The organism is Streptomyces sp. NPDC031274 (assembly GCF_055570235.1).
In genome coordinates, this window is record NZ_JBVIHP010000004.1 from 247,460 (window position 1) to 260,368 (window position 12,909).

General features: G+C 69.3%; 9 protein-coding genes. 6 read left to right on the plus strand and 3 right to left on the minus strand.

The window, feature by feature from the left end:
• Positions 1–276: 276 nt before the first annotated feature.
• Positions 277–2,889: a RelA/SpoT family protein gene (locus ACZ5CR_RS09375; protein ID WP_468855288.1), complete on the plus strand. Its 2,613-nt coding sequence runs from the start codon at positions 277–279 to the stop codon at positions 2,887–2,889.
• A 70-nt stretch (positions 2,890–2,959) separates the two neighbouring features.
• Here the strand turns inward: ACZ5CR_RS09375 and ACZ5CR_RS09380 are convergent, their stop codons facing one another.
• Positions 2,960–4,192, minus strand: a complete 1,233-nt coding sequence (locus ACZ5CR_RS09380; RefSeq protein ID WP_468855289.1) for a DUF349 domain-containing protein — start codon at positions 4,190–4,192, stop codon at positions 2,960–2,962.
• Positions 4,193–4,326: 134 nt separating this feature from the next.
• On the minus strand, positions 4,327–5,148 hold the full coding sequence (locus ACZ5CR_RS09385) for a peptidylprolyl isomerase (RefSeq protein WP_468855291.1): 822 nt from the start codon (positions 5,146–5,148) through the stop codon (positions 4,327–4,329).
• 146 nt (positions 5,149–5,294) lie between these two features.
• Here ACZ5CR_RS09385 and ACZ5CR_RS09390 point away from each other — a divergent pair, with 146 nt between their 5' ends.
• The 5 genes from ACZ5CR_RS09390 to rpsD all read left to right on the plus strand — a co-directional run bounded on the left by ACZ5CR_RS09390 (position 5,295) and on the right by rpsD (position 10,677).
• On the plus strand, positions 5,295–5,999 hold the full coding sequence (locus ACZ5CR_RS09390; protein WP_468855292.1) for an MBL fold metallo-hydrolase: 705 nt from the start codon (positions 5,295–5,297) through the stop codon (positions 5,997–5,999).
• A gap of 13 nt (positions 6,000–6,012) precedes the next feature.
• A complete protein-coding gene (gene hisS, locus ACZ5CR_RS09395; RefSeq protein ID WP_468855294.1) occupies positions 6,013–7,275 on the plus strand; it encodes a histidine--tRNA ligase in 1,263 nt (420 codons plus the stop codon).
• Between the two features lie 353 nt (positions 7,276–7,628).
• A complete protein-coding gene (locus tag ACZ5CR_RS09400; protein ID WP_468855296.1) occupies positions 7,629–8,288 on the plus strand; it encodes a vitamin K epoxide reductase family protein in 660 nt (219 codons plus the stop codon).
• Positions 8,289–8,332: 44 nt separating this feature from the next.
• A complete protein-coding gene (locus ACZ5CR_RS09405) occupies positions 8,333–9,682 on the plus strand; it encodes a replication-associated recombination protein A (RefSeq protein ID WP_389914818.1) in 1,350 nt (449 codons plus the stop codon).
• 380 nt (positions 9,683–10,062) lie between these two features.
• On the plus strand, positions 10,063–10,677 hold the full coding sequence (gene rpsD, locus ACZ5CR_RS09410; RefSeq protein WP_361834513.1) for a 30S ribosomal protein S4: 615 nt from the start codon (positions 10,063–10,065) through the stop codon (positions 10,675–10,677).
• Here the strand turns inward: rpsD and ACZ5CR_RS09415 are convergent.
• Positions 10,665–12,845 carry an ATP-binding protein gene (locus tag ACZ5CR_RS09415; RefSeq protein WP_468855299.1) on the minus strand — a complete coding sequence of 727 codons (2,181 nt, stop codon included), beginning with the start codon at positions 12,843–12,845 and terminating at the stop codon, positions 10,665–10,667. The genes rpsD and ACZ5CR_RS09415 overlap by 13 nt on opposite strands.
• Positions 12,846–12,909: the final 64 nt, after the last annotated feature.

The window sequence follows — 12,909 nt, forward strand, 5'->3', positions numbered from 1 at the left end:
TGGATAGGCTTGCTTAGCATCACCCCCTCCCTCCCCCCCCCCCCCCCTCCCCCCCCCCCCCCCCCCCCCCCCGCTCCCCCCCCCCCCCCCCCCCCCCCCCCGCCTCGGGTGTTTCTTCTGTAGAGAGCTCGGGTTCGCCGTGTGGAAACCTCAGGTGTTTCTTCCGTAGTGAGCAGTGTCACGGGCTGGGGGAGAGGCAAAGGTCCAGGATCGATACCATGGGCTCTTCGGGGCCTGACCCAAGGACCCGGATCGCGCACGCACAGGGAGCGCCTCTTGCCAGACGAGTCCAAGGCACTCACCGCCGCCAAGGCCGCAGAGCAGGCCCAGCGCGCGGCGGGGGCCTCTTCTGCGTCCGCGAAGGGCGCCACGCCCGCCAAGGGTGCGACGCCCGCGGCGCCCGTCAAGGGCGCCACACCGGCGAAGCAGGAGAGCACGCCTCCCGGCACCAAGCCCGCACCGAGCGCGCCCGGCGACGCCGCCAAGCGCGACAAGCCGGCCACCGATCAGTCGCGGCCCAAGCCCCCCACCGAGGCCCGCGCGGGCAGCACGACCCCCACGCCACGGCCCACCGCGGCCAAGAACGAGCGCTCGGGCTCCTCCAACCGCGTACGCGCCCGCCTCGCCCGCCTCGGCGTCCAGCGTTCCAACCCGTACAACCCGGTCCTGGAGCCGCTGCTGCGGATAGTGCGCAGCAACGACCCCAAGATCGAGACGGCGACGCTGCGCCAGATCGAGAAGGCCTACCAGGTCGCCGAGCGCTGGCACCGCGGCCAGAAGCGCAAGAGCGGCGACCCGTACATCACGCACCCCCTCGCCGTGACGACGATCCTCGCCGAGCTCGGCATGGACCCGGCCACGCTCATGGCGGGCCTCCTGCACGACACCGTCGAGGACACCGAGTACGGCCTCGACACCCTCAAGCGCGACTTCGGCGACCAGGTCGCCCTGCTCGTCGACGGCGTCACCAAGCTGGACAAGGTCAAGTTCGGCGAGGCCGCGCAGGCCGAGACCGTGCGCAAGATGGTCGTCGCCATGGCCAAGGACCCCCGTGTCCTGGTCATCAAGCTCGCCGACCGCCTGCACAACATGCGCACGATGCGCTATCTCAAGCGGGAGAAGCAGGAGAAGAAGGCCCGCGAGACCCTCGAGATCTACGCGCCCCTGGCCCACCGCCTGGGCATGAACACCATCAAGTGGGAGCTGGAGGACCTCGCCTTCGCGATCCTCTACCCCAAGATGTACGACGAGATCGTGCGCCTTGTCGCCGAGCGCGCCCCCAAGCGCGACGAGTACCTGGCCATAGTGACCGACGAGGTCCAGGCCGACCTGCGCGCCGCCCGCATCAAGGCCACCGTCACCGGGCGCCCGAAGCACTACTACAGCGTCTACCAGAAGATGATCGTCCGAGGCCGCGACTTCGCCGAGATCTACGACCTGGTGGGCATCCGCGTCCTCGTCGACACGGTCCGCGACTGCTATGCCGCTCTCGGCACGGTCCACGCGCGATGGAATCCGGTCCCCGGCCGGTTCAAGGACTACATCGCGATGCCGAAGTTCAACATGTACCAGTCGCTGCACACCACGGTGATCGGCCCCAGCGGCAAGCCCGTCGAGCTCCAGATCCGTACGTTCGACATGCACCGCCGCGCCGAGTACGGCATCGCCGCGCACTGGAAGTACAAGCAGGAGCCGTCCGCTGGCGCCTCCAAGGTGCGCACCGACGTGCCGAAGAAGGCCGGTGGCAAGGACGACCACCTCAACGACATGGCGTGGCTGCGCCAGCTCCTGGACTGGCAGAAGGAGACCGAGGACCCCAGCGAGTTCCTCGAATCGCTCCGTTTCGACCTGTCGCGCAACGAAGTCTTCGTCTTCACGCCGAAGGGCGACGTCATAGCGCTCCCGGCGGGTGCGACCCCGGTCGACTTCTCGTACGCGGTGCACACCGAGGTCGGCCACCGCACCATAGGGGCGCGGGTCAACGGACGGCTCGTGCCGCTCGAATCGACCCTGGACAATGGCGACCTGGTGGAGGTCTTCACCTCCAAGGCGGCCGGCGCGGGCCCGTCCCGTGACTGGCTCGGCTTCGTCAAGTCGCCGCGGGCGCGCAACAAGATCCGCGCGTGGTTCTCCAAGGAGCGCCGCGACGAGGCCATCGAGCAGGGCAAGGACGCCATCGCGCGGGCCATGCGCAAGCAGAACCTGCCGATCCAGCGCATCCTCACGGGCGACTCCCTGGTCACCCTCGCGCACGAGATGCGCTACCCCGACATCTCGTCCCTCTACGCGGCGATCGGCGAAGGCCATGTCACCGCGCAGTCCGTCGTGCAGAAGCTCGTCCAGGCACTCGGCGGCGAGGAAGCAGCCAACGAGGACATCGCCGAGAGCGCGCCGCCCTCACGCGGCCGCAGCAAGCGCCGAGCCAACGCCGACCCCGGTGTCGTCGTCAAGGGCGTCGACGACGTGTGGGTCAAGCTGGCCCGCTGCTGTACGCCCGTCCCCGGCGACCCGATCATCGGCTTCGTCACGCGCGGCAGCGGCGTATCGGTTCACCGCAGCGACTGCGTGAACATCGACTCGCTCTCCCGCGAGCCCGAGCGCATCCTCGAGGTCGAGTGGGCGCCCACCCAGTCCTCGGTCTTCCTGGTCGCCATCCAGGTCGAGGCACTTGACCGCTCGCGCCTGCTCTCGGACGTCACGCGCATCCTCTCGGACCAGCACGTGAACATCCTGTCCGCGGCTGTCCAGACCTCCCGCGACCGGGTCGCCACCTCGCGCTTCACGTTCGAGATGGGCGACCCCAAGCACCTGGGGCACGTGCTCAAGGCCGTCAGGGGAGTCGAAGGCGTGTACGACGTGTACAGGGTGACGTCCGCGCGCAGGCCGTGAACCGGTCCACTACGTAGAGGGGCTCCCGTACATCACGTACGGGAGCCCCTCTACGTAGACAGCGGAAAACTCAGCCGCCGAACTCGTGCAGACCCTTCAGAGCCTGGTCGAGCAGAGCCTGGCGGCCGTCGAGCTCCCTCTGGAGCTTGTCGGCCTTGGCGTCGTTGCCCGCCGTGCGCGCCTTGTCGATCTGGTCGACCAGCTTGTCGACAGCGGCCTGCAGCTGACCGGTCAGACCCGCGGCACGCGCACGTGCCTCAGGGTTCGTCCGGCGCCACTCGGCCTCCTCGGAGTCCTGCAGGGCCCGCTCCACCGCCTGCATCCGGCCCTCGACCTTCGGCCGCGCGTCACGCGGGACGTGGCCGATGGCCTCCCAGCGCTCGTTGAGCGTACGGAAGGCAGCGCGCGCCGACTTGAGGTCCTTCACCGGGACGAGCTTCTCGGCCTCCTCGGCCAGCTCCTCCTTCAGCTTCAGGTTCTCCGTCTGCTCAGCGTCCCGCTCCGCGAAGACCGAGCTGCGCGCCGCGAAGAACACGTCCTGGGCGCCGCGGAAGCGGTTCCACAGATCGTCCTCGTGCTCGCGCTGGGCGCGGCCCGCGGACTTCCACTCGGTCATCAGGTCGCGGTACCGCGCGGCCGTGGGACCCCAGTCGGTCGAACCGGAGAGGGACTCTGCCTCGCCGACCAGCTTCTCCTTGGTCTTGCGGGCCTCTTCGCGCTGGGCGTCCAGCGAGGCGAAGTGGGCCTTGCGACGCTTGGAGAACGCCGAGCGGGCGTGCGAGAAGCGGTGCCACAGCTCGTCGTCCGACTTGCGGTCGAGGCGCGGCAGGCCCTTCCAGGTGTCCACCAGGGCGCGAAGACGCTCGCCCGCCGCCCGCCACTGCTCGCTCTGGGCGAGCTCCTCGGCCTCGACGACCAGCGCCTCCTTGGAGTGCCTGGCCTCGTCCGACTGCTTGGCCTTCTGGACCTTGCGCTCTTCCCGGCGCTCGTCGACGGTCTCGACGAGCTTGTCCAGGCGCTTGCTCAAGGCGTCCAGATCACCGACCGCGTGTGCCTCGTCCACCTGCGTGCGCAGGTGGTCGATGGCGGTCATGGCGTCCTTGGCCGACAGGTCGGTCGTCTTCACCCGGCGCTCGAGAAGTCCGATCTCGACGACCAGACCGTCGTACTTGCGCTCGAAGTAGGCAAGGGCCTCGTCAGGAGATCCCGCTTTCCACGAACCGACTTCGCGCTCGGTGCCGTCGGCCTTGCGCACGTACACGGTCCCCGTCTCGTCGACGCGGCCCCACGGGTCGCTGCTCACAGCGCCTCCTCCACATGATGCCTGTGCAGGGCCTTGAGACCCCCGGCATCGTCCACAGTTTCGTCACCGCCAACATAGGCGACCGGCGGGGCGGCTGTCCGCATCCCGCACGTGGGAAGTTTGCCTGCCAGCGGTCAGGATTTCGACACGGTCGCCTTGTTGATGACGACCGTCGCGTTCGGGGCGCCGTCGCCCTGCCCGGTGCTCTCGCCGGCGTCGGCAATCTTCTTGAGCACCTTCATCCCGGAATCGGAAATGGTCCCGAACGGTGTGTAGTCGGGCGGCAGCTGACTGTCCTGGTAGACCAGGAAGAACTGGCTGCCGCCGCTGTCGCGGCCCGTCTTCTTCTGGGCGTTGTACTGGTTGGCCATCGCCACCGTGCCCGCCGGATACACGTTCCCCTTGAGCTTCTTGTCCTTGAGGTTCTCGTCGGGGATCGAGTAGCCGGGGCCGCCCTCGCCGGTGCCCTTCGGGTCGCCGCACTGCAGGACGTAGATGCCGCCCGTGGTGAGCCGGTGGCACTTGGTGTGGTCGAGATAGCCCTTGTTCACCAGGAAGTTGAAGGAGTTGACCGTGTGCGGGGCCTTCGCCGCCGAGAGGTCGAGGCCGATGTCGCCGCAGGTCGTGCTCAGCTTCATCGCGTAGTCCGCCGACTTGTCGATCGAGAGCGCCGGTTCCTTCTTGAAGCTGAGCGGCTTCACCTTGCCGCTCGCGGGCTTCTGGCAGGGGTCCGCCTTGGTGGTGGGGTTCGCCGCTGCCTCGTCGGTCGGCTTGCCGTCGTCGTCGAAGGCGCCTGCCGCGTACGACACCGCGCCACCGGCCAGGACCACCGCGAGCGCCGAGGCGATCACCGCGTTGCGCATCCGCGCCCTGCGCCGCGCCGCCTCCCGGCGCTGCTGCTGCCGCAAGAACTTCTCCCGGGCGAGCTGACGCCGCCGCTGATCGTTGCTGACCACCGGGTGATCTCTCCTCTGCGTGGATGACCGCTTCTGTGTGCCCCGTACCGTATATGGGTTAGCTGTGGAATCGGGAGCGCCGGTAGGCTCTGATCTGCCGCGATCCTGCGCGGCCACCTCCGCCGGACGACGAACGAAGGACGATCGTGCTCATTGCCGGGTTTCCCGCCGGGGCCTGGGGCACCAACTGCTACTTGGTCGCCCCCGCCGCAGGCGAGGAGTGCGTGATCATCGACCCGGGCCACCAGGCCACCGAGGGAGTCGAGGACGCACTCAAGAAGCATCGGCTCAAGCCCGTCGCGGTCGTCCTCACCCACGGCCACATCGACCATGTCGCCTCGGTCGTCCCGGTCTGCGGGGCGCATGACGTGCCCGCGTGGATCCACCCCGACGACCGGTACATGATGAGCGACCCGGAGAAGGGCATAGGCCGTTCCTTCGGCGCGCAGCTCCTCGGTGAACTGACCGTGGGGGAGCCCTCCGACGTCAAGGAACTGACCGACGGCGCGCGCCTGAAGCTCGCCGGTCTCGACTTCTCCGTCGCGCACGCGCCGGGGCATACGAAGGGGTCGGTGACCTTCCAGTTGCCCGAGTCCGCCGAGGTTCCCTCGGTGTTCTTCTCGGGCGACCTGCTCTTCGCCGGCTCCATCGGACGCACCGACCTGCCCGGCGGATCGCAGGACGAGATGCTCGAGTCGCTGGCGCGCGTGTGCCTGCCGCTCGACGACTCGACCGTGGTCCTGCCGGGTCACAACGAGCACACGACGATCGGCCGTGAGCGCGCCACCAACCCGTATCTGCGTCAGGTGGCCGCCGGCCTGGGAGCCGACGCTCCCCGACGAGGAATGTGACGAGAGAAAACCCGTGAGCACCTTCAAGGCCCCCAAGGGCACCTACGACCTGCTTCCGCCGGACTCAGCGAAGTACCTGGCGGTGCGCGAGGCCATCGCCACGCCGCTGCGGAACTCCGGGTACGGCTACGTCGAGACGCCCGGCTTCGAGAACGTCGAGCTGTTCTCGCGCGGCGTCGGCGAGTCCACCGACATCGTCTCCAAGGAGATGTACGCCTTCGAGACCAAGGGCGGCGACCAGCTCGCCCTGCGCCCCGAGGGCACCGCTTCCGTGCTGCGCGCGGCCCTGGAGGCCAACCTGCACAAGGCGGGCAACCTCCCGGTCAAGCTCTGGTACTCCGGCTCGTACTACCGCTACGAGCGCCCGCAGAAGGGCCGCTACCGCCACTTCTCGCAGGTCGGCGCCGAGGCGATCGGCGCCGAGGACCCGGCTCTCGACGCCGAGCTGATCATCCTCGCGGACCAGGCGTACCGCTCGCTCGGCCTCTCCCAGTTCCGCATCCTGCTCAACTCCCTCGGTGACAAGGAGTGCCGCCCCGTCTACCGCGCCGCGCTGCAGGACTTCCTGCGCGGGCTCGACCTGGACGAGGAGACACGTCGACGTATCGACATCAATCCGCTGCGGGTCCTGGACGACAAGCGCGACGACGTCCAGAAGCAGCTGGTCGGCGCCCCGATGCTGCGCGACTACCTGTGCGACGCGTGCAAGGCGTACCACGAGCAGGTGCGCGAGCTCCTGACGTCGGAGGGCGTCGCGTACGAGGACGACCCGAAGCTGGTCCGCGGCCTGGACTACTACACCCGTACGACCTTCGAGTTCGTCCACGACGGCCTCGGCTCGCAGTCCGCGGTGGGCGGCGGCGGCCGTTACGACGGCCTGTCCGAGATGATCGGCGGCCCCTCGCTGCCGTCGGTCGGCTGGGCCCTGGGCGTGGACCGCACGGTCCTCGCCCTGGAGGCCGAGGGCGTGGAGCTCGAACTGCCCTCCGCGACCAGCGTGTTCGCGGTGCCGCTCGGCGACGAGGCCAGGCGAGTCCTGTTCTCCAAGGTGACGGAGCTGCGCAGGGCGGGCGTCGCGGCCGACTTCTCGTACGGCGGCAAGGGGCTCAAGGGAGCCATGAAGAACGCCAACCGCAGTGGCGCGCGCTTCACGATCGTCGCCGGTGAGCGGGACCTCGCCGAAGGCGTCGTGCAGCTCAAGGACATGGAGTCGGGTGAGCAGGACGCCGTCGCGGTGGACTCCATCGTGGACGTCCTGAAGGGCAAGCTGGCCTAGGGCCTCTCGTTTGGATCAGGCCGGGCTCGCGGGGGCTGGCACGCACATCTGCGGCGTTGTCGTCGGTTTTCCCCAAGCTCTCGGCTTTCGCTCGAGCAGGGGAGGCCCCATTCGCTCCGCGTTGACGCCCTCCTCCGCCTTGCAGCTGCACGCACCAGCCCCCGCTCCCTGATCCGACCTGATCCAAACGAAAGGCCCTAGCCGCACGCGAGAACGAAGACGCGGGGCCCCGGCGGACCGAACGCCCGGGGCCCTTCGTGCGTACCTGCTTATGTCCATCGAACGGTGGACACCCGCGCGCGTGCGGCACAATGTCCCTGCCCGTAGGCCCCCACAAGCGACGGAACGGCGTGATGAGCAAGACGACCCCGGCAAGCGAGAGCCGCCCCTCCGACCACGATCGCGAGCGGGGCGGGGCGGACGCGGCCGCGCCACGCGGTGTCGGCGGGAGCCGTGCGTTCGCGCTGCTCCTGGTGATCACGGGTGCGGCGGGGCTGCTCGCGGCGTGGGTGATCACGCTGGACAAGTTCAAGCTTCTTGAGGACCCGGACTTCACGCCGGGATGCAGCCTCAATCCGGTGGTCTCCTGCGGCAACATCATGACGAGTGAGCAGGCGTCGGCCTTCGGGTTCCCGAACCCGATGCTGGGCATCGCCGCGTACGCGGTCGTGATCTGTGTCGGCATGAGCCTGCTCGGCCGTGCGCGCTTCCCGCGCTGGTACTGGCTGACGCTGAACGCGGGCACGCTCTTCGGGGTCGGCTTCTGCACGTGGCTGCAGTACCAGTCGCTCTACGAGATCAACTCGCTGTGCCTGTGGTGCTGCCTGGCCTGGGTCGCCACGATCATCATGTTCTGGTACGTGACCTCGTTCAACGTCCGCAACGGCCTGCTGCCCGCGCCCTCCTGGCTGCGCACGTTCTTCAGCGAGTTCACGTGGGTGCTTCCGGTGCTGCACGTCGGCATCATCGGGATGCTGATCCTCACGCGCTGGTGGGACTTCTGGACCAGCTGACAGCGCTGACGGCGTTGTCAGTGGGCTGACGTAGGGTTCGAAGCGTGGAGCCCGATCTGTTCACCGCAGCTGCCGAGGACCGCCAGGAGAAGGACCCTTCGACAAGTCCCCTGGCCGTCCGGATGCGCCCGCGCACCCTCGAAGAAGTCGTCGGCCAGCAGCATCTGCTGAAGCGGGGCTCGCCCCTGCGCAGACTGGTGGGCGAGGGCGGCGGAGGACCGGCGGGACCGTCGTCGGTGTTCCTGTGGGGACCGCCGGGCATCGGCAAGACGACCCTCGCGTACGTGGTCTCGAAGGCCACGAACAAGCGCTTCGTGGAGCTCTCCGCGATCACCGCGGGCGTGAAGGAAGTCCGCGCGGTCATCGAGGGGGCCCGCAGGGCCATGGGCGGCCACGGCAAGGAGACCGTCCTCTTCCTGGACGAGATCCACCGCTTCAGCAAGGCCCAGCAGGACTCGCTGCTGCCCGCCGTCGAGAACCGCTGGGTGACCCTGATCGCGGCGACGACCGAGAACCCGTACTTCTCGATCATCTCCCCGCTCCTGTCCCGCTCCCTCCTCCTCACGCTCGAACCGCTCACGGACGACGACCTGCGCGGCCTGCTGCGCCGGGCGCTCACCGAGGAGCGGGGTCTTGGCGGCGCGGTGGAGCTGCCCGAGGACACCGAGGAGCACCTGCTGCGGATCTCGGGCGGCGACGCCCGGCGCGCGCTCACCGCTCTGGAGGCGGGCGCGGGCTCGGCCATCGCCAAGGGCGAGAAGGAGATCACCCTCCAGACCCTGGAGGAGTCGGTCGACCGCGCGGCCGTGACGTACGACCGCGACGGCGACCAGCACTACGACGTCGCGAGCGCCCTCATCAAGTCCATCCGCGGTTCGGACGTGGACGCGGCCCTGCATTATCTGGCCCGGATGATCGAGGCGGGCGAGGATCCCCGCTTCATCGCACGACGCCTGATGATCTCCGCGAGCGAGGACATCGGCCTCGCCGACCCCACGGCACTGCCCACGGCGGTCGCCGCCGCCCAGGCCGTCGCCATGATCGGCTTCCCGGAGGCCGCGCTCACCCTCAGCCACGCGACGATCGCCCTCGCCCTGGCCCCGAAGTCGAACGCCGCGACGATCGCCATCCAGTCCGCCCAGGCCGACGTCCGCGCGGGACTCGCTGGCCCCGTCCCGCCCCACCTGCGCGACGGTCACTACAAGGGAGCGGCCAAGCTCGGCCACGCCCAGGGCTATGTGTACCCGCACGACGTGCCGGGCGCGATCGCCGCCCAGCAGTACGCACCGGACACCGTGGCCGCCAAGCGTTACTACCAACCCACTCGCTACGGCGCCGAGGCGAGGTACGCGGACGTGGTCGAGCGGGTCCGCGAGCGCCTCAAGGGCGAGTAGCCCCGTCCGCCGCTGTCCCTCGCGGCCCGCGTCGGAGGCACCCCCCGTCACCCGGTACACTTGCCCGAAGTGCTGCGTCCCGTGTCCGGTCTCGTACCGGCACCACCAGAACGGGACATCCAGCCGGAGCCCCGGACCTCACGGTCCAGGAATCTCCAGGAGCGTCGCGCACCGTCGAAGGTGTCGCGGGCAGCCCACCACCATCTCGTACTCCGGGAAGCGGTCGGTGGGCCACTCGCGTGCTGCACATAGTGCCCAGACCAGGGAGCGGCTGCCCGCCGGATCCAGAACCACCGGATCCGATGGGTTTCCCAGGCTGCGGATGCGACCTCCCCTAACCCTGGTGAAGCCGATTTCACATGGAACAGAGAGGTTGGTTCATGACGAACCAGTCCCGCCCCAAGGTCAAGAAGTCGCGTGCCCTCGGCATCGCGCTGACCCCGAAGGCCGTCAAGTACTTCGAGGCTCGCCCCTACCCGCCCGGCGAGCACGGCCGTGGCCGCAAGCAGAACTCGGACTACAAGGTCCGTCTGCTCGAGAAGCAGCGTCTGCGTGCGCAGTACGACATCAGCGAGAAGCAGATGGCTCGTGCCTACGACCGCGCCAAGAAGGCCGAAGGCAAGACCGGCGAGGCTCTGGTCATCGAGCTCGAGCGCCGTCTCGACGCCCTGATCCTTCGTTCGGGCATCGCCCGCACGATCTACCAGGCCCGTCAGATGGTCAGCCACGGCCACATCGAGGTCAACGGCGGCAAGGTCGACAAGCCGTCGTTCCGCGTCCGTCCCGACGACGTCGTGATGGTCCGCGAGCGCAGCCGTGAGAAGCCGCTGTTCGTGGTCTCGCGTGAGGGTGGCTTCGCCCCCGACGGCGAGATCCCGCGTTACCTCCAGGTGAACCTGAAGGCCCTGGCCTTCCGTCTGGACCGTGACCCGAACCGCAAGGAGATCCCCGTGATCTGCGACGAGCAGCTCGTCGTCGAGTACTACGCCCGCTGACCCGGACGTAGCTCTCCCTGCTTCAGCCCGTCGCCCGTCCTGCCTTCGTGGTGGGGCGGGCGACGGGTTTTTGCGTTCTCCTTGGGGCCCGTTCCCAGGGCCCGCGCCACCGCCGCGTCCGCGGTCAGACGGTTCCCGGTGGCGACGCACTCCTCGTAACGGGCGTCACCCAGCTGCTCGCGGGCCTTCGACTCGCACAGCTCGTGCGGTCCGCCGAAGTATCCGGAGCCGAACAGCGGAAGGCCCACCGACGGCCAGATGCGGGACGCGGCGCCCTGCAGTACCGCGGCCTCGGCCGGGTCGCCCTCCACCGCGGTGAACAGGGCGAGCAGCTCGATCGCGAGCACCGTGCCGAGCAGATCGTTGAAGGCGTGGTCCAGAGCCAGGCACCGCATGACCAGCTCCCGTGCCGTGGCCGCCTCACCGCGCGTCCAGGCCGCGAAGCCGAGGACATAGAGGGCGTACGCGAGAGTCCAGCGCTCGCCGTGGTCCTCGCAGACCTGGCGTACGTCCTCGCAGAGCACGACCGCGTCGGCGAGCTCGCCGCGGAAGGCGAGAGCCATCGCCAGCTCGACCTGGCCCATCAGGACATTGCTGTTGAGCTCGCCGATCTCGTGGTACTGGTCCAGGGCCGAGCGCAGCAGGCTCTCGGCGCGCGGCATGTCGTCGGCAAGGAGCGCGAGGCAGCCGATGCGGTGCACGGCGTACGCGGTCGCGATGGCGCTGCCCGTGCGCTCCGCCTCGTCCTTGCACTCCTGCAGCGCCGCGAGCGCGGCGACCGTGTCGCCCTGCAGAACCGCCACATAGCCGAGGACCCACAGCGCCTTGAGGCGCGAGTCGTCGTGGCCGCCGTCCAGTTCGAGTGCGCGGTCGAGCCAGTGCCGCCCCTCCGCGAGCCGCCCGCAGCCGACCCAGTAGAACCACAGGCTGCCCGCCAGATACTGGCCCAGATGGGTCTCGTCCGGTTCGGTCAGGCAGTACTCGAGGGCGCCCCGCAGATTGGGCAGCTCCAGGTCGAGGAGTTCGGCGACCCGCGCCTGGCGCGGCGAGAACCAGTCCAGCTCGCACCAGGTGGCGAGCCCCATGTACCAGTCGCGGTGCCGACGCCGCATCCGCGCGAAGTCGCCGGTCGCCTCCAGCCAGTCGGCGCCGTAGGCCCGGACCGTGTCGAGCATGCGGTAGCGGACGCCCGTCGGTCCTTCCTCGCGGGTCACGACGGACTGGGCGAGCAACTCGTCGAGTACGTCGAGCACGTCGTCGGCGTGCAGGCCGTCCCCACTGCAGATGTACTCGGCGGCCTCCAGGTCGAAGGGGCCGCAGAACACGGAGAGGCGCGACCACAGCAGGCGCTCGCCCGCCGTGCACAGCTCATGGCTCCAGCCGATGGCCGTACGCAGGGTCTGATGCCGCGGCGGCACATCGCGCCGGGTCCCGGTGAGCAGCGTGAAACGGTCGTCGAGCCGGGAAAGGAGCTGCGCGGGCGAGAGCGCCCGCAGCCGCCCCGCCGCCAGCTCGACGGCCAGCGGGATCCCGTCGAGGCGGCGGCACAGCTCCGCCACGTCGGATTCGTTCCCCTCGTCCAGGGCGAACCCCGAGAGCCCAGCGGCCGCCCGGTCGGCGAAGAGCGCGGTCGCGTCCGGTGTGGGCAGCGGCGCGAGCGGGAAGATCCGCTCACCCCCGGTGTCGAGAGGGCGGCGCCCCACCGCGAGCACGCGGAGCCCGGGGCAGCGGAGCAGCAGATCCCCCACCAGGGAGGCACACGCCTCCACCAGGTGTTCGAACCCGTCGACGACGAGCAGGACTTCCCGCTCCGCGAGATGCTCGATGAGCACCTCGCGCGGTGTGCGGTGCGTGTGATCCGTCAGGCGCAGCGCGTCGGCGACCGTCTGTTCGACCAGGTCCGGGTCCCGGACCGCCGCGAGCTCCACCAGCCACGCGCCGTCCCGCGGCGCGGCTTCACCGGCGGCCCGGACGGCGATGCGCGACTTCCCTACGCCGCCGACACCGGTCACCGTGACCAGGCGTCCGGCCTCCAACTCGGCTGCGAGAGAGTCGAGTTCGTCGAAACGTCCGACGAAGGCGTTGAGCTCCAGAGGGAGATTGCCGGGTCTCGGCGGCTGTGCGGAGGAGCTGTGCCGGTGGTCGCCCGTGCGCTGATGGCGTCGCATGATCTACGGAGCGTACCCACGCATATGCACTCCGTACAATCAATAGAGGTAACTCCCTTGGTCC